This is a genomic window from Actinocorallia populi (genome assembly GCF_002995495.1).
Lineage (GTDB): Bacteria > Actinomycetota > Actinomycetes > Streptosporangiales > Streptosporangiaceae > Actinocorallia > Actinocorallia populi.
The window spans coordinates 703,409-727,290 of sequence record NZ_PVZV01000003.1 but is presented as its reverse complement, the minus strand read 5'-3'; the positions used below and the strand labels follow the sequence as shown (position 1 = coordinate 727,290).

Here is a 23,882-nt window from a genome sequence, read left to right as displayed (position 1 = left end):
GGGGGAGAAAATGTCTGCTGTGCGACGTGCCACCGACACCGCCTACGACGCGGTGCGCCGGATGATCCTCTCCGGGACCGCCGCCCCCGGCGACCGGCTGGGCGAGAGCGAGCTGGCCGAGCGGCTCGGCCTCTCGCGGACCCCCGTCCGCGAGGCGCTGCAACGCCTGGCCGCCGACGGCCTCGTGGAGGTCCTGCCGCACCGCGGCGCCCGGGTCGTGGCCTGGACGGACGCCGACCTGGCGGAGATCTTCGAGCTGCGCAGCCTCCTGGAGCCCTACGCCGCGGCCCGCGCCGCCCGCACGGGCCTGGACGAGGCGACCATCGCCGGACTGCGCGACCTCTGCGCGGCCACCGAGGACGCGGCGGCACGGGGGGACACCGCCGAGGTCGCCCGGCTGAACTCCCGCTTCCACGCCGCGCTCATCGACGCCTCCGGCAACAGCCGCCTCCCCGGCATGTTGTCGTCCGTCATGCACGCCCCCCTCATCCTCGGGACCTTCCACCGCTACGACCCCGCCACGATGGCCCGCAGCATGGGCCACCACCGCGAGGTCGTCGACGCCATCGCCGCCCGCGACCCCGAGTGGGCCGCCTCCGTCATGCGCTCGCACGTGCGCGCCGCCGCCGCCGCCCTCAAGGAGGACCAGTGACCGAAACCCCCCGCGCCCTGGACGACCTGCGCGTCGTCGAGATGGGCCAGCTCCTGGCCGGGCCGTTCTGCGGCCAGCTCCTCGGTGACTTCGGCGCCGAGGTCATCAAGATCGAGCCCCCCGTGACGGGCGACCCGATGCGCCAGTGGGGCAGGGAGAAGCCCCACGGCCAGTCGTTGTGGTGGCCGATCCTGGCGCGCAACAAGAAGTCGGTGACCCTGAACCTGCGCGAGGCGGCGGGCCAGGACCTCGCCCGGCGGATCATCGCCGAGGCCGACGTGCTGGTGGAGAACTTCCGCCCCGGCACCCTGGAGCGCTGGGGCCTGTCCCCCGAGGCCCTGTGGGAGCTGAACCCGGGCCTGATCATCACCCGCGTCACCGGCTACGGGCAGAACGGCCCCTACTCGCCGCGCGCGGGCTTCGGCTCGATCGGCGAGGCCATGGGCGGCATCCGCTACGTCACCGGCGACCCCGACAGCGCCCCCGCCCGCGCGGGCATCTCCCTGGGCGACGAACTGGCCGGGACGTTCGCCGCGCTGGGCACCCTGGTCGCCCTGCACGCCCGCCACCGCACCGGCAGGGGCCAGATCGTGGACTCCGCCCTGTACGAGGCCGTGTTCGCGCTCATGGAGTCGCTCATCCCCGAATGGGAACTCGCCGGCTACCAGCGCGAGCGCACCGGCTCCGTCCTGCCCAACGTCGCCCCGTCGAACGTCTACCCCACCTCCGACGGCCCCGTACTGATCGCCGCCAACCAGGACACCGTCTTCCGCCGCCTGGCCGAGGTCATGGGCCGTCCCGAGCTGGCCGACGACGAGCGCTACGCCACCCACGGCGCCCGGGGAGCCAACGCCGAGGAGCTGGACGACCTGATCGGCGTGTGGACCGCCTCGCTGACCAGCGCGGAAGTCCTGGAGAAGATGCACGCCAACGGCATCCCCGCGGGCCTGACCTACCGCGCCAAGGACATGCTGACCGACCCCCACTTCAAGGCCCGCGAAGCCATCATCAAGCTCGCCCACCCGGAATTCGGCGAGTTCCCGATGCAGAACGTCTTCCCCAAGCTGTCCGGCACCCCCGGCGAAGTCCGCTCCGTCGGCCCCGAACTCGGCGCGAACAACACCGAGATCTACACCGGCCTCCTCGGCCTCACCCCCGAAGACCTGGAGAAGCTGAGCGCCGACGGCGTGGTCTGACCCTTCCCGCCCGTACGGCCGCCGCACGCGGCCGTACGGCCGGCCGTTCCAGCCGCGCGGCTGTCTTCCGCGAACCGCTGGAGGGCGCTCTCGGAGAGGAGCGGGAGCCGGAGCCCGCGGCGATGCGCATGACCGGGCCCGAGGCCGCCGGTGCCGCGAGCGGCCCCGGACCCGGCGGGACGGCTCAGCCCTGCTGCTGCTTGACCAGGTAGCGGGCGGGGACCTCGCCGCCGCCGTGGACGGCGAGGTCGGCGCCGGTCACGTAGGCCGACAGGTCGCCGGCCAGGTAGAGGCAGGCGTTCGCGACGTCCTGGGGGTCGGCCATCCGCTGCATGGGGACGAGCGCCGCGGTGGCGGCTCCGCCGTCCTGGCCGTAGTTGTGGGCGGCGGCCTCGGTCATCACCAGGCCCGTGGTGATGTGGTTGACCCGGACCTTGGGCGCCCACTCCAGGGCGAGGGCCTTGGAGAACATCAGCAGGCCGGCCTTGGCGGCGCTGTAGGCGGCGGTCCCGGGCTGGGGGTCGATGCCGGAGACGCTGCCGATGTTGATGATCGACCCGCCCTCCCCGGCCTGCATGACCTTGTTGGCGGGCTGCGCGACGTAGAACGGCGCGAGCAGGTTCAACGACACGATCCGCTCCACGAACCGCGGCGAGACCGTCGCCGCGTCCGCGTCCGGCGACCCCCCGGCGTTGTTGACCAGCACGTCCAGCCGCCCGAACCGCTCGGCCGTCTGCTCCACCAGCGCCGCCGCCTGCCCCGCGTCCCGGATGTCGGCCGCCAGGAACCGCGCGCTCCGCCCGTCCGCCTCCGGCAGCGCCTCGGGCTCGTTGCGCCCGCACACCATCACATCGGCCCCGGCCCGCAGGAACGTCCGCGCGATCACCGCTCCGATCCCCTTGGTCCCCCCGGTGACCAGCACCGCACGCCCCTTGAGATCCACCACCGTGTTCATCGCCGATCCGTTCTTTCGACTCCCATGCCCCGTGGACCCTAATCCGCCCGTTCCCTCCGCGGCGCCCTCGGTACCGTTCACCGGGATATGCCACGGCCGCCCCGGGAGGGACTCGAGGACGCCTCGGCGCGGTCGTTCAGGAGATGGCGCAGCAGGACGTGCGACAACGACCGCCGATCAATGGAGATCCGTCTCCCTGTCTGGCCTCAGATCGCGCCCTTGAACGTGTCGCAACGGGCGGGGTCGCCGGAGGAATAGCCCGTGTTGAGCCATTCGGTGCGTTGGGCGGAGGTGCCGTGCGTGAAGGAGTCAGGCCGCACGTGTCCCTGGCCGCGTTCCTGGATGCGGTCGTCACCGACGGCCTGGGCGGCGCTCATGGCCTGGTCGAGGTCCGTCCGGGTGATCCGGACCAGGTATCCCGTCTGCACCGCGTTGTGCATCCAGACCCCGGAGTAGCAGTCCGCCTGCAGTTCCAGCCGCACCGCGGGGCTGGACGCTCCGGTGGTTCCCCGCGGTGTCCGGTCCATCGCCCCGAGCAGGTTCTGCGCGTGGTGCCCGTACTCGTGCCCGATCACGTAGGCACGGGCGGCCGCCCCGTCCTGCGCCCCGTATGTGGCCCGCAGGTCGTCGAAGAAGGTGAGGTCCAGGTACACCTTCTGGTCCGCGGGGCAGTAGAACGGCCCGACGTCCTTCGTCGCGTACCCGCATCCCGTCCGGGTGGCGCCCTCGAACAGCTGCGTCCTGGCCGGCTCGTACCTCAGGCCGCTCTCGGCGAAGGCGCTCTCCCAGTAGTCCTGGACGCTGTTCACCACCCCCACGACGAGGCAGTCCTCGTCCCGTTCGGCGTCCGCGCCGGTGCGGCACCTCTCCCGGAGGTCGTTCGCCTCCCCGCTTCCCTGCGGCTGCCGCGTGTCCTGCCCGCCCTGCCCGCCGAAGGGGTCGACGCCGAAGAAGAGGGCCACGAGCAGGCCGATGACGCCGATGACACCGCCCCCGGCGGCGACGCCCCTGCCCCGGCCGCCACCGCCGGTCTCGACCTGGGACGGGTCGAGCCGCACATCGTCGTTGAAGTCCATGGACCTTTCGATAGCCGGAAAAATCTCTGGATAAACAGACAAACAGTGTGAGGTGGATCGAAAGGCTCTCGGGTGCTCAGCCGGTGGTGGCGGCCTCCCGCGCGTCGTCCTCGAAGGTGCCGCGGATGCGCAGGAGGGCCAGGACGGCGAGGAACATCGCGGGGACCAGGACGAGCATGGCCAGCGCGAGGGGCTCGCCGCCGTAGCCGGTGGACTTGATGAGGTCGGAGGTGAGGCCGATGAGGAAGGGGCCGAGGGCGCCGCCGAGGGTGATGAGGAAGGTGAGGAGCGCGAAGCCCATGCCGCGGCGGGCGGCGGGGACGACGTCGGCGGAGGCGGCGGTGAGGTTGGGGATGGCGGCGGCGAAACCGGCGCAGGCGACGGCGATGAGGGTGACGCGCAACCACAGGCCGGGCAGGAGGACGGCGCCGGTGAGGGTCACCGCGCCCATGAGCAGGAAGCCGGTGGCGACCTTGACGCGCCAGCCGGGGCGGACGCCGTGGAAGCGGTCGCCCATCCGGCTGCCGATCACGATGCCGATGACGATGCCGGTGCCGCCGACACCGCCTGCGAGCCCGGAGGCGGCGTCGTAGCCGAGGTCCTCGGTGCGCTCCAGGAAGGTGGGCAGCCAGTAGAAGAGGCCCGCGACGGCCAGGGAGAGCAGCGCCTGGCCGATGATGATGCCCTTGAGGGTGCGGATCCGCAGCAGGCCGCGCGCTTCGGAGAGGAGCGATCCCCGGTCGGCGTCGGGGGCCGTGCCGGCGTCCTCGGTGTCGGGGGCCGCGCCGCTGCGGAGCCTGTCGAGGCGGTCGCCCAGGCCGCGCAGCGGTTCCTTGACAGTGAGGACGAGCGCGGCGACCAGCAGGCCGGGCACCGCGGCGATGAAGAAGACCGCGCGCCAGTCGAGGGCCTCGGCGATGGCGCCGCCGAGGATGACTCCAGTGGGCAGGCCCATGTAGTAGCCGGCGCGTTCGAAGCCGTAGGCCTTGCCGCGGCTGCGGGCGGGGTAGTAGTCGGCCAGGAGGCTGGAGGCGGGCGGGTTGTAGAGCTGCCCGGCGGCGCCGATGAGGACGCGGACGGCGAAGAACATCACGAAGGTGGTGGCCAGGCCGCTCAGGACCGAGCAGATCGACCAGACGAGCACCACGATCGCGATCGTCGCCACGCGGGGGGCGCGGTCGGCGAGCCGTCCGGCGGGGAGCAGGAGCAGGGCGGCGGCGAGGCTGGCGGCCGTCGGGATCGCCCCGCCCGCGGTGTCGCTGAAGCCGAAGTGGTCCTGGATCGCCGGCAGGGCGCCGGAGATGAGGTTGATCTCGACCCGGTCGATGAAGGCGACGAGCGCCACCACGATCGCGGGCCACCAGCCCAGCGGGGCCGCCTTGTCGAGGTCGACCGTGCGCGCGGGACGTCGGGGGAGGACGGCGATCTCCACGGTGCCGCCGGCGGACGGCACGTCTTTCGTCCTCGGCGAATCCGGCGCCTCGTCGTGCGTGTCGGTCATGAAGGTCTACTCCTGTCGAGGCGAACAGATCAGGACTGGCTCGAGATCGGGGGAGGGGAGCGGGGCTCGCGGGTGCCGGAAGAACACGTCACCGGTAGGTCGGGGACGTGTTCTTCCGGAGGACCGCGACCGTGCGGATCAGTTCGGCCGGGTCGTGGAAATCGAGCAGCTGGTCGGGATGACCGGGCAGGAAGGCCCACCAGACTCCGGTCGCGCGGCCGTACCAGCTGCGCGCGCCCGGCCACCAGAGGCTCACCTCGGCCACCGGGTCGATCTCCGGCACCGGGCCGGGAGCCCGCGCCCCCCGGCCGGTGAACCGGTCGGCGCCGTCCGGGTCCGTGCGGGTCTGCGGGAAGGGTTCCCGCAGGCCGTGCGGGGTGACCCACACGGGCCGGTCGGGGAATCCCCGCTCGGTGCTCGCCGTCCTGTCCTGCATCAGACCTCCAGCATCCGGCCGTTCGATGTCCGAGTCGGGAGAAAACGGTCAGTTGTCGCCGGTGACGGTGACGTTCGGGTCGGCGGCGTCGCCGGTGTTCCAGACGTAGTCCTCGGCGGCCTCGTCGCCCATGGCGGCCAGGAGGAACTTCGCGGCCCACCGGGCGGTGACCTCGATGCTCTGGGCCTGGGTGAGCGTCTGGGGGCCGGTCTCGGGATCGGCTCCGGCCGGGTTCTGGGCGTTGGTGATGCCGTAGTGGTTGGCGCCGGAGACGCGGACGATCTGCTTGGGGTCGTTTTTGAGCTTCGTGTAGGTGGTCTCGGCGTCGGCGGGCAGGGCGACGCCGTCCTGGACGCCCTGGACGAGCTGCGTCGGGACCTGCAGGTCGACGTCGGCGAAGGCGCCGGTCAGGAAGTCCTTGTTGTTGGTGCCGAACAACGAGGCGGCCTTCACCTGGGTGGGCATCGTGTACGTCAGGCCCGTGCAGAACGGGAAGACGCACTTCTCCCCGACGACCGAAAGGCCGGCCGCGCCGCCGAAGGAGTGGCCGAGCAGGACGAGCCTGGTCGTCTTGACGCGGTCCTCCAGCGGGGAGCCGTTGCGGTCGTCCTCGGCCTTCATCCACGCGACGGCCTCGGCGGCCTGCTTCTGCTCGGGGTAGAAGTCGTCGTCGAAGAAGAGTAGGCGCCTGTGGTCGGGCACCACCACGATGAACCCGTGCGCGGCGACGGCGCGGGCGTAGGAGGAGTAGTGGGCGCGGCCGACCTGCGCGCCCTGCAGCATGAGCGCGACGGGCGTCCGCTCGCTGATGCCGGCCGGGTAGTAGACGTCGGCGGGGTCCCCGCCGACGGTGCTCGCGAAGCTGGAAACGGGGGCGGCGGCCTGCGCGGGCGCGGAGACCCCGGTCAGGAAGGCGGCGGAGAGGACGGCGGGGAGGGCGAGGCGGAGCACGTGGCGAAGACCCATGCGGGTTCCTTTCGTTACCACTGGCGAAACAGTGTTTCGCTCCAGCGGACACAGTTTCGTTCACGAAAGCGCAGGGGTCAAGACCGGAACCGGGCGGATCCGGAACACGAGGCGAAGGCCGTGCGACGTTCGTGCCCTCGCGCCACCGCTCAGCCGCCCCGGGGGAGTGCCAGTTCCAGGACGTGCGGGAGGCCGAGCCGCCCGCCCTCGAGGTACTCCGCGGTGAAACGCTCCTCGCCCAGGACGCGCCGCAACTCGTCCAGGCTCTGCTCCCGGGAGCGCAGGAGGCGCTCGAAACCCCACAGGTGCAGGGTCCCCGCGGGCTGCCAGAGCGCCTGCGCGGCGCCGAGCAGCAGGGCGGCCTTCCCGGGGTCGCCGTGCCGGGCCAGCAGGCGGGCGAGCGACTCGCTCACCGTGGCCATACCGAGCCGGTCATCGAGGGAGTGCTTCAGCTCCAGGCTGCGCCGCAGCAGCTCGACGGCGCGGTCGTCGTGGCCGGCCTCGGCGTACTCGCTGGAAAGGGTCCACAGCAGATAGGAGCGGTGCCACGTCTCACCGCACGCCTCCGAAAGCTCCAGAGCCCGAAGAAAACACTCGACGGCCTCCTCGCGCGCGCCCCGCGCCGAAGCGCAGAGGCCGATCTGGGCCAGGGCCTGCTGGCCCGTGAGCAGCCCGGGACGGTGCCCGCCGGTCCGCAGCGCCGCCTCGGAGTACGCCTCGGCGCTCTCGATGTCGCCGGAGAAGAGCGCACTCAGCCCGCGCAACTGCCGAACGGCCGCCGCCACCCACCGCGGCCCCTCCTCCAGGGGCACCACCCGCTCGACCCGATCGAGCAGCCGCCCGGCACCCGGCCGGTCACCGTGCACCAGCAGAGCGACCGCCGCCGACCAGGACATGCCGGCCCAGGCCTCGACGAGCTCCGGCCCCGGCGGCACAGGCCACCACCCCGTCACGGCCCGCGCCCACAGAACGCACTCACCCAGGTTCCCGGACACGATCCAGTACAACCACAACCCCAGCACACCCTCCATCACCACCCCCTGATGCCGCAGCCCGGCAGAATCCACCGAACCCGCGAAACCGGCCGGGACGACACCGCCGAACGGAAGGGCGCCGCCGGGCGGGATGGTTGAGCCGGGCGGGACGATGCCGCCGGGTGGAAGGGTGACGCCGGGCGGGGCCGTGGTGGCGGGGCCGGGCGGGGAGGGGGTGAAGGCCTGTCGAAGGTCGGCGTGTTCGTCGCGGAGCCGCAGGAGCCACTCCTGCTGGCGGGGGGAGGCGTACGCGCGTTCCGCCTCCACCGCGAGACCCAGGTAGCGTTCGCGGTGGCGGCGCCGTGCCGCCTCCTCACCGGCCGAGTCGGCCAGCTTCTCCCGGCCGTACATGCGCACCGTCTCCAGCAGGTGCAGCCTGCTGCGCCCGCCGGATTCCACGCGCAGGAGCAGCGACTTGTCGACGAGTCCGGCGATCGCCTCGAACGCGGCCCCGGGCTCCGCCCCCTCCGCCGAGACCAGCGCCTCCGCGTCGGCCAGCGCCACCGTCCCCGCACAGACCGACAGGCGCTCCCACGCCAGCCGCTCGTCGTCGGAGCACAGGTCGTGGCTCCAGTCGAGCACGGCCCGCAACGTCCGGTGCCGTGCCGGAGCGGTGCGCTCGGCGCCCGCCTCCCCGAGCAGCCGGAACCGCTGCCCGAGCCGGTCCAGCAGCTCGTGCGGGGTGAGGAAGCGCAGCAGGCGCGCGGCGATCTCCAGCGCCAGGGGCAGGCCGTCCAGCCGGTGGCACACCCGGTGCACCGCGTCCCGGTTGGCGTCCGTCAGCCGGAACCCCGGCACGACCGCCGCCGCCCGGTCCGCGAACAGCTCGACGGCCGCGGACTCCCCGCCGTCCCGGGGCAGCGGCAGCGGCCCCAGCGTCAGGATCCGCTCTCCCGCGATGTTCAGCGCCTGACGGCTGCTGGCCAGGAAGCACACCCCCCGCGAGGCCCCCGCCAGTACCTGGACGAGCCCTGCCACGTCCGGGAGCACGTGCTCGCAGTTGTCGAGCACCAGCAGCGTCCGCCGCCCGTCCAGCACCTGCGCGACCGCCTCGAGCGGCTCTCTCCCCGCGTCGACCCGCACCCCCAGCGCCGCCGCCACCGCCTGCCCCACCGGCATGGAGGAGTCGAGCTCGGCCAGCTCCACTATGCGCACCCCGTCCGGGAAACGCCCGGCCGCCCGCTCCGCCAGCCGCATCACCAGCCGCGTCTTCCCGACCCCGCCCGGCCCCGTCACCGTCACCAGCCGAGCACTCTCCAGCGCCCGCTCCCCTTCCGCCAGCTCCTCCTCCCGCCCGACGAACCGGCTCAGAACCCCGACGCCCGCCACGAACCCCCGCGACCCCCAGGCTCCACTCCCAGCGCCCTCCGGTGCACATCCCGCCCCCCACCCCCACTCCGGCACACCGTGCGCCACCCGTTCGTTCTCCGACGCGCCAGACGTCTTCCGCCCGTTCTCCGGAGATTCGCGCGTCACCCGCTTGTTCTCCGACGCATCGTTTGCCGTCCGCCGGTTCTCCGGTGCTCCGTGCGTCGGCTGCGCGTTCTGCGGCGTGCCGTGTGTCGCCTGCTCGGTCTGCGGCGTGCCGCGCGTCGCCTGTTCGTCCTCCGGCGCGGCGTCCGCCGGGTGTCCGTTCTCCGGCGCCTCCGGCTCGGGGGCGAGGGGGGCGGGGGCCTGGGCGCCTTGGGGGGACGGTCGTGCCGGTCTCGCGGGGTGGGGCCGCGGTGGCGGAGAGGTGGGCGCGGGGTGTTCGTCCTTCGGGGTGCGGGGGGTCGGCGGCGGGGCCGGGGGGCCGGGTGCCGGGGGGTGGAAGGAGATCTCGTGCCAGAGGGCGGTCCACCGGGGGAGGAGCGCTTCGGGGGTCCAGCGGAGGGCGGCGGGGTGGGCGCGGTGGGGGTGGCGGCGGGCGAACTCCACGCAGGCGCGGACGAAGGTCTCGGTCACCTTCCAGGAGGGGAGGGAACGGCCGGAGGCGGCGGTGCGCAGCGAGGTGGCGGAATAGGGGGTGCCCAGGCGTTCGCTCTCCCGGGCCAGGGCCTCGTAGCCGGGGTCCCCCGCCTGGTCGCGCAGGTCGCGCAGGCCTTGGGCGAACCGGCCCAGGGGCGTGTCGGGCTCGGGGATCGGGGCGGGGCTGCGCCCGGGTCGTGCCAACCGGCCCACTCCGCCTCCACCGTGGTCGTCCTGACGGGTAGGGACCACGGATCCTACCGGGAGGCGGAGCGGCGGGGGGAGGGCTCAGGGCGGCCACCGGACGGTGGAGACGCTGCCCGTGCCGGTCCACTGGGGCGACCACGTGGGCGGGAGCTCGTCGTCGGCGGGGCTCGTGTCGGAGGCCGCGTGGTAGGCGCCCGGCTTCGGCGGGGTGAAGGTGAAGGGGCCGCATGCGGACACCTCCTCGGCCGAGTCCAGGGTGATGCGGCACTTGCGGAGGCTGTCGCGGTACTTGACGACGTCTTCGTCGGAGGCCCACACCCACAACGAGACCGGGCCGCCGGTGCCGCTCTCCTCCATGGCCCTGGCGTGCACGACGTACCCGATCCCGTCCCGCTCCAGCCGGATGCAGGGCCTGATCCAGATCTTCGACCGCGGGACCTGCGCGTAGTCGCCGCGGCACCGCCACGGCTTCGGTGCGGCGGAGCCGGGTTCCTCGGAACGGTCGTCCGGGGGCTCGGAGGACCTGACCGGGGAAGGCTGCTGTTCGTCGGGAGAGGGCTCGTTCCTCGCGGAAGGGCCGTTCCCCGCAGGCCTTCGGGAAGGGCCCTCCTCCCGCTCAGCGGAGCCGGGCCGGGGAGAGGGGCCGCCCGCGGTGTTCCGCGTGATCGTCCCGCCGGCCGGAGGCGACGTTCCCGCGGTCACCGCCGCAGGCGTGGCCCCCGGTTCGTCCACCGGCCACCAGAGCGCCGCGGCCCCCAGCGCCGCGAGCGGGAGCACCGCCACCGCGGGCAGCAGGGTCAGCAGACGGGACCGCCGCCGCGAAGCACCCTCCACGCCGCCCCCCTCCCCGGCGGCGAAGTGCACAGGCCCACCGGAACCAGAGAACCTGCTGGGGTCGGTGGGAGCGGCGCTGCCCGGAGGCACGACCCCCGCGTGACCGGAAAGCGCATCGGGAGCGGCGGCACCCGGCAGTGCGGGCTTTGCCGTGGCGGAGGACCTGCTGGGGTCTGTGGGTGCGGCGGTGTTCGGCGGTACGGAGCCGGCGGGGCCGGAGGACGCACCGTGACCGGTGGGTGCGGCGGTGCCGGGGAGCGCGGTGTTTGCGGGGGAGCCGTCGGGGCCCTCCGCGGGGGCGAGGTCCGGGGGCGCGGCTCCCGTCGGGGAGGCGGAGGGGGCAGGAGTTGAGGGGTCCGTGGACGCGCGGGCGGCTGGAGGCGGAGAGGCGGCGGGGGCCGGGGACGTGGTGGGGCGGAGGGCGGCGACGGCTGCGGAGAGGTCGTCGATCATGGAGGTGACGGTGGGAGGAAGCCAGTCGCCGGTGGGTTCTCCGGCGAGGGAGAGGCGGCGCAGGACGGCGGGCGGGGAGGGGCGGGCGGCGGGGTCCTTGTCGAGGCAGGCGGCGATCAGGTCGCGCAGCGTCTCGGGGACGGCGTCCAGTGCCGGTTCTTCGTTCAGGATGCGGTGGACGGAGACGGCGGGGACGGGGGAGTCGAAGGGGCCGCGGCCGCACGCCGCGAAGAACAGGACGCAGCCGAGGGAGAAGACGTCGCTCGCCGGGCCGACCTCGCCTTCGGAGCGGGCCTGCTCGGGGGACATGTAGGAGGGGGTGCCGAGCAGGGCGCCCGTCACGGTCAGCGAGGAGGCGTCGGTGATGTGGGCGATGCCGAAGTCGATGATGCGGGGCCCGTCGGCGGCCAGGATGACGTTGCCGGGTTTGAGGTCGCGGTGCACCAGCCCGCAGGTGTGGACGGCGTTCAGCCCTTCGGCGAGCCCCGCGCCGAGCGCCGCGACCGCGGGTTCGGGCAGCGGGCCGTGGACGGCAACCGCCTCCCGCAGCGAGGGCCCCGGCACGTAGGCCGTGACGAGCCAGGCGGGGTCGGCCTCGGGGTCGGCGTCGACGACGGGCGCGGTGTGGAAGCCGCCCACCCGCCGGATCGCCGCCACCTCGCGGGCGAACCGGACGCGGAACCGCTGGTCGGCCGTCAGCGACCGGTGGATCGTCTTGACCGCGACCATCCGCCCGCCGGGGGAGCGGCCCAGGAACACCTGCCCCATTCCCCCCGCGCCCAGCCGGCCGAGCAGCTCGTACCCGCCGACCCGGCGCGGATCCTCGTCCCGCAGACCCTCCATGCCCCGCCTCCCCGTCGTTCTCCCGGTGACCCCCTGCCCGCCCATCCGATCACTTTGCGCACCACCCCGGATACGACCTGTGGAAAAGCAGCGCAACCACAGCGCAACTCCCGCGCATACCGCCGTCGGCACCGGACCGGAACCACCGCCCACCCGGCCCCCCCGCGGGAGCGCGGCCCGTCCGGCTCGGATTCACGGGAGGGCCCTGGACCCGCCGGCGGTCACGGCCGCCCGCATCGCGACGTCATCGATGCGTAAGGGTCTTGCGGGCATCACGCGCAATAACGTGCTCTTCATGAGAAAGCTGATTTCGGCCCTGGCCGTGACCCTCCTGGCCGTGACCGCGTGCGGAGGCGAGACGGAAGAGAAGGCCCCGATGGAGAGCGCTTCGGCGGCCCCCGCCATGTCGGACGCGCCGACGACGAAGGCGCCGACGACGGGGACGTCCGCCCTGTGGAAGTTCCGGGCGACCTCCCTGGACGGCGAGCCGTTCGACGGGAGCGGACTGGAGGGCAAGCCGGTGGTGTTGTGGTTCTGGGCTCCCTGGTGCCCGACCTGCCAGGGTGAAGGCCCCGCCGTGTCCGCCGCGGCGAAGAAGTACGCCGGCAAGGTGGAGTTCGTGGGCGTGGCCGGGCTCGACAAGAACAAGGAGCAGATGGACGCGTTCGTCTCCCGCACCGGCACGGCGAACTTCGTCCACCTGGACGACCGCACCGGCGCCCTGTACAAGCACTTCAAGGTGAAGACGCAGTCGTCCTACCTGCTGGTGAACCCCGAGGGCGGCACCCATTCGGCCGTGGGTCCGCTCAGCGAGGCCGACCTGTCCGAGCTGATCGACCAGTTCGCCCTGTAGATGGACGATCTCGCCCTCGCGCTGGCCGCCGGACTGGTCGCCGCGTTCAACCCGTGCGGTTTCGCCCTCCTCCCGTCCTACCTGGCACTGCTGCTGGCGGGCCCCGGAGGCCTGTGGCGCGCCCTGCGCCTGTCGGCGGCCATGACGGCGGGTTTCGTCACCGTCTTCGGCACGTTCGGCCTGCTGATCTCCCTGGTGGCGGCCCCGCTCCAGCGCTACCTGCCCTGGGCGACGATCGTCATAGGCGTCGCTCTCGTCCTCCTCGGCGTCTGGCTGCTGGCGGGCAAGGAGCTCCTCGTCCGCGTCCCGCACCTGAAGACGGGAGGCCCCGCGAGCTCCTTCGCCGCCCTCTACGGCTACGGAGCCTCCTACGCGGTGGCCTCCCTCTCCTGCACGGTCGGTCCCTTCCTGGCCGTCACGGGCCTGGCCTCGGGCACCGGAGACATCCTGGACGGCCTGTCCGCCTTCCTCGCCTACGCCCTGGGCATGGGCCTGATAGTCGCCGTCCTCTCCCTCCTCGTGGCCTTCGCCCAGGAAGCAGCCGTCCGGAGACTCCGACGCGTCCTCCCGTACGTCTCGAGGACGAGCGGAGCCCTCCTTCTCGCCGCCGGCCTTTACGTCACGTACTACGGTTGGTACGAGCTACGCGTCCTGGACGGAGCCGCCGCCGACGACCCCGTCATCAGGGCCTTCACCGAGGTCCAAGGCGCCATCACCGGTCACCTCACCGACCTGGGCACCCTCCCGGTCGCCGTCGTCTTCGCCGTCCTGCTCCTGCTCGCCCTGGTCTTTCACAGGGCGAGGCGGTGACGGGAGACGAAGTCCCAGATCACGTCGTTGGCGTCGATGTCGTGGGTCGTTCCGCCCAGGAACGGGCCCAGGAAGGGCAGGCCGCCCGGCCAGTTATGCCCGCCTCCCTTGATCTGGTACAGGATGACGGGAGCGTCGGCGGGGCAGTCCGGGTAGTCGTGGCGGACGACCGTGGTGTTGTCCTTCGGGTCGAGGTCGGGGAGGTCCGTGGCGACGGGAGTGGTGCCGCAGCCGTTGTTGCGGGCCCAGAAGCCGGCGGCGGGCGGCGCGCTGGCGTAGGGGACGATGGAGTCGCCGTCGCCGTGGATGAGGACGATCGGGATGTTCCGGCCGGGCCGGCAGGACGCCTGGTCGCTGAGCTGGCCCGCCACGGGGGCGTAGGCGGCGAAACGGGTGTTGTCGCAGGCCATCTTGCTGGTGAAGAAGCCGCCGTTGCTCATGCCCGAGGCGTAGAGGCGCGCGGGGTCGGCGTTGAAGCGCTCGACGAGGATGTCCTGGAGCCGTTCGACGAAGCCGGGGTCGTCCACGTCGGGGGAGGGCGTTCCGGCCGGGACGCCCTGCCAGCCGCGGCCGTGGTGCTCAGGGGTGATCATGATGAAGCCGCGGGTCTGCGCGTGGTCGGCCATCCGCCCGAAGAACTCCGCCATCCACGGGGCCTCGTACAGGCCCGGGAAGTGGAACAGCACCGGCCTGGGCGTGCCGTCGTAGTCGTCCGGCAACCGCAGGATCGCCCTGCGCTCCTGCCCCGCGTGCGTGATGCGGATGGCATGGTCGCCGGGGTCGGGCATGCGGTCCCGGAGGGTGAAGGCGACGGTCCGGCGGGAGGAGCGCCCCTCCTCCACGACGGTGCCGGTCCCCTCCCACGTCACGGTCCCGTCGACGGGCACCTGGACGCCGCCGACCTTGGCGGAGATCTCGAGGTCCCCGTCCCGGAGCGTGAAGGCGCCCGTCAGCCCGAGCACCCCCCGGCTGATCCGGAGGGAGACGGCGGCGGTCCCGCCGTCCGCGCCGGGCAGCGTTCCCTCACCCTGCACCCGGTCGGTCCGGTATCCGGCGACCGTGTCGGTGACGGCGACGCCGCCCGAGGCGAGTTCCCCTTCCAGCCGGTAGCCGGGGGAACCGGCGACGGTGACGGTGAGATGGTCGTTCGGGGGCGCGGCGGCGTGCGCGGCGCCGCCGAAGGGGAGGGCCGGAGCCACCAGGGCCGTCAGGGACAGGGCGGCGGTCCAGGAGCGTCGAGAACGGGTTTCCACGGGGGTCCTTCCGCTGGGGGGAGTGCGCGGTCGGCACGTCGGCGGTAGGTGATCGAGGAGCGACGTCAACGTAACCCCACCCGCCAGAGGGGTCAACGGCCGTACCGCGCCTTTTGGAACAGGTCCCCGCGGCCGGTTCGCGACGCCGATGCCGTCCGGGCGCCGCCCGGACGGCATCGGGTGGAGCGGTCCCGAGGCGGCGGCCGTCAGTCCCGCGCGTCGGCCATCAGCGTGGACAGGCCCGGCACGGCGGCCTTGCTGACGCCCTGGCCGTACGTCTTGGCGCCCAGGTACATCTGCTGGGTGGTGCTGTTCTGGCCGCCCGCCGACGGCACTCCCGAGCGCCAGTCGGCCAGCGGCCCGAACAGGCCGCAACCGCTGGTGGCGGGCACGGAGAAGGTGTTGTCGGAGATCGACCCGCCGAGGACGTCACCGTCGTAGAGCTTGAGGGACTTCGGGTCGATGATCAGGTTGAGCTTGATCGGGTCCGCGGCGGAGCCGATGCCGCAGGAGCCCGGGAGCAGCAGGTTGGCGACCTTGAGCTGCAGGTTCACGGTCGCCCTCAGGGTGGTGTTGTCCTCGGCCAGCCCCCAGCCGAAGTTGCCCGCGTACTCGGGCGTCGCCTTGAGCTTGAGCACGCTCAGGGAGTCGGTTCCCGGGATGCCGAGCAGGCCGCCCGGCACGGACAGCTGCGGAGCGCGCCACTTGAGCATGGTCTCGGTGACCGCTCCGGTCCGCGGGTCGATGTGCGCCAGGACGGTCATCGTGATCGGCTTGTCGATCGGCTGGTCGATCCTGCCGAAGCGCATGTTGCCCGAGGCCAGGACGAAGACCTCGCAGATGTACTCCGACGGGTCGCCCACGGCCGGCGGAGCGGCGGGGCAGTCGGCGTAGCTGATGTCCACCGGCGCCGGCTCGGCCGACGCGGGAGCGGCCGTCCCGAGCACGGAGGCCGGGACGAACAGCGCCGCGAGCGCGAAGGCGCGGAGCTTGGAGACGACGCTCCGGGAGGACGGGGAACCAGGGTGAGCGAAACGCATGCAGGGTCGCCTTTCCGCGCGGGGGGGGGACGGGGGCGGGTGGGATGAACGATCCGGCGCTCATCGGCCGTGCGCCCGGTCAGCGCAGAGTAGGCAGTGATCTCCCTCACGATCAAGATTACGGACCGGATGAAATCCGGAGCCGAAATCAATACCGGCTCCCACCTTTGGAGATGACCGAAAGATCCGAAGCGGTTACCGGTCGGTAAGCACGCTCGCCGCGGCCCGGGGGAAGCCCTCGGACTGTCTCGATTTCGAAACGGTCCCTAGACTGAGGGCGTGAGCCAGCCGGACGCGACCGCGACGACCAAGCCGGGGCCGGCGACGCGCAGGCGGATGACGCCGGGGCAGCGGCGGGCCCACCTCATCGATGTCGCGTTGCGGGTGTTCGCCGAGAAGGGCTACCGCGACACCTCCATGGGCGACATCGCCCGCGCCGCTGGGGTGAACCGCTCGATCGTCTACGACCGCTTCCCCACCAAGCGGGCGCTCTTCCTCAACCTGCTCCAGGAGCAGCACATCGCCGCGCTCACCGCGATGGGCGCCCCGGTCTCGGCCTGCACCGGGCGGGAGGCCAGGCTCCGCTCGGTCGTCCGCGGCTACCTGGAGTTCGCCGAGCGCCATCCGGCGGCCCGCCGCCTGCTCTTCGACTTCTCCGCCGAGGACGATCCGGAGATCAAGGTGGCCCGCTGGGGCGTCAGCGAGAGCCGCACCCGGGTGCTGACCCTCCTGCTCGGCGAGGACCTGCGCGTCCTCGGCCTGGACCCGGCCTCCCCGGACGCCGCCCTGCACGTGGAGATCCTGCTCTCCGGCCTCGACGGGCTGGCCCAGTGGTGGGACCGCAACCCCGCCGTGCCCCGCGACGAACTGGTCGAGACGGCCCTTCGCGTCTTCTGGACCGGACTGGCCCACGACGACGGCTCCGGCCGCCCGGTCACCGGACCGGAGCGGGGCCGCCGGTCGCGGGGGTGAGCTCGCCGGTGTCCCGCAGGCCCCTGAGGAGCATGCGCAGGACCGCCTCGACGAGGTCGTCGACCGGGGTCTCGGGATGGCGCTCCCACCAGCGGGTGGCGCCGTCCAGGGCGGAGACCATCAGCTCGACGATCACCGGCCCGGCCGTCGTGTCCGCGTCGATGCCCATGTGGGCGAAGTCGGGGCTCAGGAGCCTGCGGATGACCTCGGTGGAGGCGCTGCGCGCCTCCCAGCGCAACCGCTGGACCTCCGAGTCGCCCTCCCGGCTGCGGTCGAACATCAGCCGCCAGGCCGCCGGGTGGTCCAGCGCGTAGTCGAAGTAGGCGGCCACCGCGGCCCGCATCCGGGCCTCGCCCGTGCCCGCCGAGGTGACCTTGGGGCCGACATAGGCGACGGCCGCCTCCGTCTGGTCCTTCAGGACGTCCAGGAACAACGCCTTCTTGGACGGGAAGTAGTCGTACATGCTGCTGCGGGTGATCCCCGCGGCGGCGGCGACGTCGCCCAGCGAGGTGGCCGCGTACCCCTTGGCGGAGAAGACCCGCATGGCCTCCGCCAGAATCACTTCCCTGCGCCCCGACCGCCCCATGCCCCGACCCTATCCCGGCCGTCCGGCGCGGAGCCGCGCAGCGGGGGAGGGGTGGCGAGGGCGGAGACGAAGGCGGCCTCGGCGGCGTGGGCGTCGTCGGGGGTCCACAGGGCCAGGGGGACGGAGCGGAGGCGGCGGCCTTCGGGGGAGAGGAGCTGGCCGGCGAACTTCAGGTTCCACAAGGTCAGGGTGCGGTCGGTGATGGCCAGTTCGGGGACGCGGGCGGCCAGGGACGCCTCGAAGGCCGGGAGGCCGTCGACGGCGCGGAGCCAGACGGTGAGCAGGATGTTGTGGGCGCCCGAGAGGGAGACGCACATGCGGGTCTCGCGGAGGTGGGCGAGGCGGGCGGTGATGGAGGCGGCGTCCTCGGCGGGCGCCGACCCCCAGAGGGTGACCGAGACGGGCCAGCCGGAGTGCGAGCGGCTCACCTCGCAGCGGTAGGCCATCAACCCGTCCCGCTCCAGCCGGGCCAGCCGGCGGCGGGCCGTGGTGGGGCTGAGCCCGGTGCGTTCGGCCAGCGCCGCCGCGCTCTGCCGGACGTCGCGGGCGAGCGCGTGGATGAGCGCGAGGTCGTCGGGGGACAGGGTGCCGTGGCCGGAGAAGGCGGGGGCGGGCGAGGGGCCCGCGGCGGGGAAGGCCAGGCGGTCCAGGCGCCAGCGGCTGCCCTCGGCGTGCAGGATGCTCGCCACGTGGGTGCGGGTGGCGGTGATGCCGGGCACCGCGCCGAGCCGGAAGCCGATGTAGCTGGCGAGCTGGGCCTGGCCGGTGAACGACGCGGTGAGCAGGAGGTCGCGCCCGCCGGTGACGTGCTCGATGGTGAACAGGTGGGGGTCGTCGGCCAGGGCCAGCGCCACCTCGTGGACCCGGCCGGGCGCGCAGTCCAGCTCGATGAAGGTGATCAGCGCGCCCGGCGGCAGCCAGGCCGGGTAGCACGTCAGCCAGGCCAGGCCCGCCTCGGTGAGCCGTGACCAGCGGCGGGCGGCGGTGGACGGGTCGATGCCCAGCTCCGCGCCGATCCGCCGCCACTCGGCACGCGGCTCGCGCTGCAGGGCGGTGACGAGCAGGTAGTCGATCTCGTCGAGGGTGGCTGATTCCTGCAAATGATCTGACAAACCTGCGATATCCCGGCGTTTTTCAGGTCCTAGCTGACTTCCTACGCAGACTACCGCCATGTTCACGCATGACGACGCCGCCGCTCTCGGCGAAGAACTGACCGCGCTGCGCCGCGCCCTCCATCGCGAGCCGGAGGTGGGCCTGCGCCTGCCGCGCACCCAGGAGCGCGTCCTCGCCGCCCTGGAGGGCCTCCCCCTGGAGATCTCCACCGGGAAGGACCTCGGCTCGGTGACGGCCGTGCTGCGCGGCGGCCGTCCGGGCCCGGCCGTCCTGCTGCGCGCCGACATGGACGCGCTTCCCGTCCAGGAGGACACCGGCGTCGACTACGCCTCGCGGATCCCCGGCGCGATGCACGCCTGCGGCCACGACCTGCACGTCGCCGGGCTGGTCGGGGCGGTGCGGCTGCTGGCCGCGCGCCGGGAGGAGCTCGCCGGGGACGTGGTGTTCATGTTCCAGCCCGGAGAGGAGGGCTACGGCGGCGCCAAGATCATGCTCGACGAGGGGCTGCTGGACGCCGCCGGGAGCAAGCCGGTCGCCGCCTACGCGATCCACGTCTTCTCCACCGGGATGCCCGCCGGGTTCGTCGGGACCAGAGGCGGCACGTTCATGGCGTCCAGCGACTCCTTCGACGTCCGCGTCGTCGGCAAGGGCGGGCACGGCTCGTCCCCGCACGCCGCCTGCGACCCGATCCCGCCGCTGTGCGAGATCGTGACGACGCTGCAGACCCGCGTCACCCGTTCCATCAACGCCCTGGACCCGGCCGTCGTCACCGTCGGGAAGCTGCGGGCGGGCACGGCCCGCAACGTGATCCCCGAGGACGCGCGGCTGGAGGCCACGGTCCGCACGTTCTCCGAGGAGACCCGTCAGAACATCCGTGAAGTGGTGCTGGAGACCGTCGAGGGCATCGCCTCGGCGCACCGCGTCAAGGCGGAAGTGGATTACCGGCACGATTACCCTGTCACCGAGAACGCCGTGGACGAGGCGCGGTTCGCCCTCGAGATCGCCGGAGAACTGTTCGAGGGCCGCACGTTCGAGTCGCCCCAGCCGATCCCCGGCTCGGAGGACTTCGCCTACGTCCTGCAGCAGGTCCCCGGCGCGATGCTCTTCCTCAGCGCCTGCCCGCCCGTCCCGAACCCGGCGGAAGCGCCGATCAACCACTCCCCGCAGGCCGTCTTCGACGACTCCGTCCTGCCGAACGCCGCCCTGCTGCTGGCCACCCTGGCCGCACGCCGCCTGGAAGGAGCCACCGCGTGAGCGTCCCCGAGAAGACGTCGGCCGGGTCCATCCGCGCCGTCGTCGGCATCCTCGTCTTCTTCGAGCTGACCAGCGGTTTCCTGCAGACGAGCGTGACCCCGCTGCTGCCCGCCCTCGGCGAGGCCCACGGCCTGGCCGACTCCGACCTCAACTGGATCGCCTCGGTGCAGCTGCTGGCCGCCGCGGTCATGGTCCCGATGTTCGGGCGGCTCGGCGACCTGCACGGCCACCGCCGCATGTTGCGGATCGCGCTCGCGACCATGGCCGTCGGCAGCCTGCTGGTCGCCCTCGCCCCGAACATGGGCGTGCTGCTGTTCGGCCGGGTCCTGCAGGGCGCGTTCGCCGCGCTGCTCCCGCTGGAGATCGCGCTGGTCCGCGACCGGCTGCCCACCGACCTCGCCCGCCGCGCCATCGCCTGGCTGGTCGGCTCGCTCACCCTCGGCGGCCTGATCGGCATGATCGTCATGGGCGCGGCCCAGGAGGCGATCGGGAACGTCGGGACGGCGCTGCTCATCCCGGCCGTCCTGGCCGGGGCGTGCTTCCTGCTGTCCTTCTTCGCCGTGCCCGAGAGCCGGGCCCGCGCCCAGGGCCGCGCCGACTGGCCGGGCCTGGTCCTGCTCGGCCTGGCGATGATCGCCGTCCTGGCCGGGATCTCCCGTGCCGGGGGCTCCGGCTGGACGAGCGCCGCGACCCTGCTGCCGCTGCTGGGCGGCCTGGTCCTGCTCGCCGTCTGGGTGCGGGTCGAGCTGCGCGCGAAGGACGCGCTGGTGGACCTGCGCGCGATGGCCGACCGCCGGGTCGCCCCCTTCTACGGCGTCTCGTTCCTGTTCGGCGTCGTCTTCTTCGGCACCCAGACCCCCGACACCACCTTCCTGGCCGCCGACCCGGCCGAGACCGGCTACGGCTTCGCCCTGACGTCCCTGTCCCTGGCGGCGATCACCCTGCCCGCCGCCGTCGCCGCCGTGGTCGGCGCCGCCGGAACCGCGATGATCGCCGGACGGATCGGCTACCGCCCCGCCCTGGTCGCCTCGTTCGCCCTCATCGCCCTCGGCCTGCTGGGCCACGCCGTCGCCCACGACGCCCTGTGGCAGTTCATCGTCCTCAAGCCCCTCATCGGCCTGGGCACCGGCGTCGCCCTCGGCGCCATGCCCACCGTCATCGTCGAGGGCGCCGACCCGTCCCGCGCCGGCATCGCCACCGCCCTGTACAACAACGTCAAGACCGTCGGCGGCTCCGTGGCGGGCGGCATCGTCGCCTCCATCCTCGCCACCATGGCGCTCGGCACCGTCCCCACCGAGAGCGCCTACGTCGCCGTCTGGCTCCTGTGCTCGGCCTGCTCGGTCGCGGCCTGCGTCCTGGTCCTCCTGGCCCGCCGCACCGAGACGGCCGCCGCCCCGGTCCCCGCGCAGGCGTCCTGACAGGTCCTCCCGAGGGCCCCTGCCCGTCAGGCGGGCAGGGCCCCTCGCGGTGGACGGGCTCAGCGCCCGTCGCCGGGCCGGGGACGCCTGCGGAGGCGGGGCCGGTAGGTGGGGCGGGGGAGGCGGCCCAGGAAGGTGCGGGGCTGCCAGTCGGGGGCGTTGGGGAGGTTCCAGCCGCGCCAGGCGGCCAGGACGCGCAGGACCGCCCCGGCGAGGATGCCCAGGACCGTCCCGGTGAGGGGCGAGCCGAACTCCGTGCCGAGCACCTGGATCGCCGCGACCAGCACCGCGACCGTGGCGTACAGGGCGTTGCCCCCCAGCACCGCCGGGATGCGCTGGAGGAGCAGGTCCCGGCAGGCGCCCCCGCCGACGGCGGTGATCGTGCCGAGCAGGATCGCCGGAACCCACCCCAGCCCGACGGCCAGCGCCTTCTGCGCCCCGACGGTGGCCCACAGGCTGAGCGCGGCGGCGTCGAGCACCGTGAACACCCGGTCCCAGTCCCGCTCGGAGATGTGCAGCACGAACGCCAGCGCGGCCCCGCACAGCGCGGTGGGGATGTAGGCGGAGTTGGTCAGCGCGACCGGCGGCCCGTTCTGCAGCAGCACGTCGCGGATCAGGCCGCCGCCGAGCCCCGAGACCAGCCCGAGCACCACGAACCCGAACAGGTCCAGCCCGTACCGGCGCGCGACGGCCCCGCCGAGCAGCGCGTTCGCGAACACCCCCGCCAGGTCGAGCCCCGTGGTGACCGTCTCGATCCGCACGACGATCATTGTAGGGATCACGTTGCGTGACATTCGGCGAGGGGTCTTCCCGATGTGCGCGGATCCCCTCTTCCCGTTTTTTCTACCACGTGGTAGGTAATGAGGATCTTCGGTGTGCGCGGCTTCCACCCCCCGGTGCCGCGTCGAGTATGAGGAGAACTCCGTGCTCCGTTTCCCCCCGCTGGCGATCCCGGTCGCCGCGGCCTGCGCGCTGGCCGTCGTCCCGTCGGCCTCCGCCTCCGCCGCTCCCGCCCGCCGGACGGTCGAACTCGCCTCCTTCGACGGCGTCGAGATCGTCACCCACTTCTTCCGGGCTCCCGGCCTGCGCAAGGGCGAACGGCGGCCGGTGGTCCTGCTGGGCACCGGCTGGGCCGGGCGGGGCGAGACCGATCCGAAGGCCGAGGACGGTCAGCTCGGCCCGCTGCTGCGCGCCGGTTACAACGTCGTGACGTGGAACCCGCGCGGGTTCGGTTCGGGCGGCGCCGCCCACGTCGACGACCCGCGGGTCGAGGGCCGGGACATGCGGAGGATCATCAACTGGGTCGCGCGGCAGAAGGAGGTGCGGCTCGACCGCAAGGGCGACCCCAGGCTGGGCATGGCGGGCGGCAGCTACGGCGGCGCGATCCAGCTCGTCACCGCGGGCCTGGACCGCAGGGTCGACGCCATCGTCCCGTCGATCGCCTTCAACGACCTGGCCGAGACCCTCTACCCGGACGAGGTGTTCCGGGCGGGATGGGGGGCCATGCTGTGCAGCGGCGGCTTCCTCAACGGCAACAAGCTGGCCCCGCAGGTGCAGAAGGGCTGCCTGACGGGCCTGGCCAGCGGACGGCTGCCCGACGACACCTACCGGTGGTTCCGCGAGCACGGGCCCGACCACCTGGTGCGGCGGATCTCGGTCCCCACCCTGGTGCTGCAGGGGACCGTCGACACGCTGTTCCCGCTGCGGCAGGGCATCGAGGTCCACCGGGCGGTCAAGGCCAACCGGGCGCCGGTGAAGATGATCTGGTTCTGCGGCGGCCACGGGTCGTGCGACACCGATCCCGGCCCCGCGAAGAAGCTGACGAAGGCCACCGTCGCCTGGTTCGACCGGTACCTGAAGGGCGACCGCCGGGTGAGGACCGGACCGGGCTTCGAGTACATCGACCAGCACGGCGTCTACCGCTCCGCGCCCTCCTACCCGATGAAGGCGCTGGGAGAGCTGCGGGCCCAGGCGTCGGGCAGGCTGGAGTTCTCCCGCCGGGACGCCGACATCTACCTCAAGGAAAAGAAGAAGAAGTCCGGCAACGGCATTCCGGAGTACATGGTGGCGGCCCGCCCGCAGGCCAAGGCCGTCGACGTCGCGCTCCCCGCCGTGCAGGCGCCCGCCCAGACGGTCGGCACTCCCCGGGTCACCCTCCGGTACCGCGGCACGGCGAACAAGCCGCGCACCGCCCTGTACGCCCAGCTCGTCGACCGCGGGACCGGCCTGGTCGTCGGCAACCAGGCCACCCCGCTGCCCGTCGTCCTGGACGGCAGGGAGCGCACCGTCACCCGCGACCTGGAGGCCGTCGCCTGGTCCCTGACCCCCGCCAGCCGCCTGGAGCTGCAGATCGTGCCCATCACCGGCCTCTTCGACTGGCAGCGCTCCGCCGGACGCGTCGAGCTCACCGCAGACGTCGCCCTTCCCCTGGTCGAGCCCGGCCCGCGGAGCTGACGGCCCGCGCCCCGGCCGCTCGGAGAGAG

The 23,882-nt window shown here is 73.1% G+C and carries 20 protein-coding genes; 8 read left to right on the top strand and 12 right to left on the bottom strand.

The annotated features are described in order from the left end of the window. Positions 1 to 10: 10 nt before the first annotated feature. The gene (locus C2865_RS16385; protein ID WP_157963750.1) at positions 11 to 652 is read left to right on the top strand and encodes a GntR family transcriptional regulator; all 642 of its coding nucleotides are present in this window, start codon (positions 11 to 13) and stop codon (positions 650 to 652) included. Then, positions 649 to 1,848: a CaiB/BaiF CoA transferase family protein gene (locus tag C2865_RS16380; protein ID WP_232835633.1), complete on the top strand. Its 1,200-nt coding sequence runs from the start codon at positions 649 to 651 to the stop codon at positions 1,846 to 1,848. The genes C2865_RS16385 and C2865_RS16380 overlap by 4 nt, the downstream gene beginning before the upstream one ends. 184 nt (positions 1,849 to 2,032) lie before the next feature. Here C2865_RS16380 and C2865_RS16375 read toward each other — a convergent pair whose 3' ends face one another. The 7 genes from C2865_RS16375 to C2865_RS40030 all read right to left on the bottom strand — a co-directional run bounded on the left by C2865_RS16375 (position 2,033) and on the right by C2865_RS40030 (position 12,100). After that, positions 2,033 to 2,803, bottom strand: coding sequence for an SDR family oxidoreductase (locus C2865_RS16375; protein WP_106399300.1), 771 nt, complete (start codon positions 2,801 to 2,803; stop codon positions 2,033 to 2,035). A 206-nt stretch (positions 2,804 to 3,009) separates the two neighbouring features. Further along, positions 3,010 to 3,879, bottom strand: a complete 870-nt coding sequence (gene ypfJ, locus C2865_RS16370; RefSeq protein ID WP_106399299.1) for a KPN_02809 family neutral zinc metallopeptidase — start codon at positions 3,877 to 3,879, stop codon at positions 3,010 to 3,012. Positions 3,880 to 3,955: 76 nt separating this feature from the next. Next, on the bottom strand, positions 3,956 to 5,380 hold the full coding sequence (locus C2865_RS16365) for an MFS transporter (RefSeq protein WP_106399298.1): 1,425 nt from the start codon (positions 5,378 to 5,380) through the stop codon (positions 3,956 to 3,958). Between the two features lie 88 nt (positions 5,381 to 5,468). After that, positions 5,469 to 5,816: a hypothetical protein gene (locus C2865_RS16360; protein WP_106399297.1), complete on the bottom strand. Its 348-nt coding sequence runs from the start codon at positions 5,814 to 5,816 to the stop codon at positions 5,469 to 5,471. 48 nt (positions 5,817 to 5,864) lie between these two features. After that, positions 5,865 to 6,782, bottom strand: a complete 918-nt coding sequence (locus tag C2865_RS16355; RefSeq protein WP_106399296.1) for an alpha/beta hydrolase family protein — start codon at positions 6,780 to 6,782, stop codon at positions 5,865 to 5,867. A gap of 149 nt (positions 6,783 to 6,931) precedes the next feature. Further along, the gene (locus C2865_RS16350) at positions 6,932 to 9,967 is read right to left on the bottom strand and encodes an ATP-binding protein (RefSeq protein WP_157963749.1); all 3,036 of its coding nucleotides are present in this window, start codon (positions 9,965 to 9,967) and stop codon (positions 6,932 to 6,934) included. Positions 9,968 to 10,051: 84 nt separating this feature from the next. Then, positions 10,052 to 12,100 carry a serine/threonine-protein kinase gene (locus tag C2865_RS40030; RefSeq protein ID WP_198653359.1) on the bottom strand — a complete coding sequence of 683 codons (2,049 nt, stop codon included), beginning with the start codon at positions 12,098 to 12,100 and terminating at the stop codon, positions 10,052 to 10,054. Between the two features lie 295 nt (positions 12,101 to 12,395). Between C2865_RS40030 and C2865_RS16340 the strand changes: the two genes are divergently transcribed. Continuing rightward, on the top strand, positions 12,396 to 12,953 hold the full coding sequence (locus C2865_RS16340) for a TlpA family protein disulfide reductase (protein ID WP_157963748.1): 558 nt from the start codon (positions 12,396 to 12,398) through the stop codon (positions 12,951 to 12,953). After that, complete coding sequence (locus C2865_RS16335; RefSeq protein WP_106399293.1) at positions 12,954 to 13,763, top strand: cytochrome c biogenesis CcdA family protein; 810 nt, start codon at positions 12,954 to 12,956, stop codon at positions 13,761 to 13,763. Here C2865_RS16335 and C2865_RS16330 read toward each other — a convergent pair. Together C2865_RS16330 and C2865_RS16325 are read right to left on the bottom strand one after the other, a co-directional pair. Continuing rightward, the gene (locus C2865_RS16330; protein ID WP_106399292.1) at positions 13,745 to 15,016 is read right to left on the bottom strand and encodes a CE1 family esterase; all 1,272 of its coding nucleotides are present in this window, start codon (positions 15,014 to 15,016) and stop codon (positions 13,745 to 13,747) included. The two genes, C2865_RS16335 and C2865_RS16330, sit on opposite strands and share 19 nt — an antisense overlap. A 206-nt stretch (positions 15,017 to 15,222) precedes the next feature. Continuing rightward, complete coding sequence (locus C2865_RS16325) at positions 15,223 to 16,056, bottom strand: hypothetical protein (RefSeq protein WP_106399291.1); 834 nt, start codon at positions 16,054 to 16,056, stop codon at positions 15,223 to 15,225. Between the two features lie 279 nt (positions 16,057 to 16,335). Between C2865_RS16325 and C2865_RS16320 the strand changes: the two genes are divergently transcribed. Continuing rightward, positions 16,336 to 17,028 carry a TetR/AcrR family transcriptional regulator gene (locus tag C2865_RS16320; RefSeq protein ID WP_232835632.1) on the top strand — a complete coding sequence of 231 codons (693 nt, stop codon included), beginning with the start codon at positions 16,336 to 16,338 and terminating at the stop codon, positions 17,026 to 17,028. Here C2865_RS16320 and C2865_RS16315 read toward each other — a convergent pair. Together C2865_RS16315 and C2865_RS41430 are read right to left on the bottom strand one after the other, a co-directional pair. Next, positions 16,991 to 17,614: a TetR/AcrR family transcriptional regulator gene (locus C2865_RS16315; RefSeq protein ID WP_106399290.1), complete on the bottom strand. Its 624-nt coding sequence runs from the start codon at positions 17,612 to 17,614 to the stop codon at positions 16,991 to 16,993. The genes C2865_RS16320 and C2865_RS16315 overlap by 38 nt on opposite strands. Next, positions 17,587 to 18,714, bottom strand: a complete 1,128-nt coding sequence (locus tag C2865_RS41430) for an Lrp/AsnC family transcriptional regulator (RefSeq protein WP_106399289.1) — start codon at positions 18,712 to 18,714, stop codon at positions 17,587 to 17,589. The genes C2865_RS16315 and C2865_RS41430 overlap by 28 nt, the downstream gene beginning before the upstream one ends. Before the next feature lie 70 nt (positions 18,715 to 18,784). On the opposite strand from C2865_RS41430, the gene C2865_RS16305 reads away from it, so the two are divergent. Together C2865_RS16305 and C2865_RS16300 are read left to right on the top strand one after the other, a co-directional pair. Next, on the top strand, positions 18,785 to 19,981 hold the full coding sequence (locus C2865_RS16305; protein WP_106399288.1) for a M20 metallopeptidase family protein: 1,197 nt from the start codon (positions 18,785 to 18,787) through the stop codon (positions 19,979 to 19,981). Beyond that, positions 19,978 to 21,399 (top strand): MFS transporter, encoded by a 1,422-nt coding sequence (locus C2865_RS16300; protein ID WP_106399287.1) that lies wholly within the window; start codon positions 19,978 to 19,980, stop codon positions 21,397 to 21,399. The genes C2865_RS16305 and C2865_RS16300 overlap by 4 nt, the downstream gene beginning before the upstream one ends. A gap of 59 nt (positions 21,400 to 21,458) precedes the next feature. Here the strand turns inward: C2865_RS16300 and C2865_RS16295 are convergent, their stop codons facing one another. Next, positions 21,459 to 22,160, bottom strand: coding sequence for a trimeric intracellular cation channel family protein (locus C2865_RS16295; protein ID WP_198653358.1), 702 nt, complete (start codon positions 22,158 to 22,160; stop codon positions 21,459 to 21,461). Between the two features lie 163 nt (positions 22,161 to 22,323). Here C2865_RS16295 and C2865_RS16290 point away from each other — a divergent pair, with 163 nt between their 5' ends. Then, entirely contained in the window at positions 22,324 to 23,853 is a 1,530-nt protein-coding gene (locus C2865_RS16290) for an alpha/beta fold hydrolase (RefSeq protein WP_157963747.1), read from the top strand. Positions 23,854 to 23,882: the final 29 nt, after the last annotated feature.

What these genes read in the sequence shown, in the direction of transcription:
- C2865_RS16340 (WP_157963748.1), top strand. Translation starts at nt 12,396, where the DNA reads ATGAGAAAGCTGATTTCGGCCCTGGCCGTGACCCTCCTGGCCGTGACC.
- ypfJ (WP_106399299.1), bottom strand. Translation starts at nt 3,879, where the DNA reads ATGGACTTCAACGACGATGTGCGGCTCGACCCGTCCCAGGTCGAGACC.
- C2865_RS16385 (WP_157963750.1), top strand. Translation starts at nt 11, where the DNA reads ATGTCTGCTGTGCGACGTGCCACCGACACCGCCTACGACGCGGTGCGC.
- C2865_RS16360 (WP_106399297.1), bottom strand. Translation starts at nt 5,816, where the DNA reads ATGCAGGACAGGACGGCGAGCACCGAGCGGGGATTCCCCGACCGGCCC.
- C2865_RS16315 (WP_106399290.1), bottom strand. Translation starts at nt 17,614, where the DNA reads ATGGGGCGGTCGGGGCGCAGGGAAGTGATTCTGGCGGAGGCCATGCGG.
- C2865_RS16375 (WP_106399300.1), bottom strand. Translation starts at nt 2,803, where the DNA reads ATGAACACGGTGGTGGATCTCAAGGGGCGTGCGGTGCTGGTCACCGGG.
- C2865_RS16355 (WP_106399296.1), bottom strand. Translation starts at nt 6,782, where the DNA reads ATGGGTCTTCGCCACGTGCTCCGCCTCGCCCTCCCCGCCGTCCTCTCC.
- C2865_RS16305 (WP_106399288.1), top strand. Translation starts at nt 18,785, where the DNA reads ATGTTCACGCATGACGACGCCGCCGCTCTCGGCGAAGAACTGACCGCG.
- C2865_RS16335 (WP_106399293.1), top strand. Translation starts at nt 12,954, where the DNA reads ATGGACGATCTCGCCCTCGCGCTGGCCGCCGGACTGGTCGCCGCGTTC.
- C2865_RS40030 (WP_198653359.1), bottom strand. Translation starts at nt 12,100, where the DNA reads ATGGAGGGTCTGCGGGACGAGGATCCGCGCCGGGTCGGCGGGTACGAG.
- C2865_RS16325 (WP_106399291.1), bottom strand. Translation starts at nt 16,056, where the DNA reads ATGCGTTTCGCTCACCCTGGTTCCCCGTCCTCCCGGAGCGTCGTCTCC.
- C2865_RS16365 (WP_106399298.1), bottom strand. Translation starts at nt 5,380, where the DNA reads ATGACCGACACGCACGACGAGGCGCCGGATTCGCCGAGGACGAAAGAC.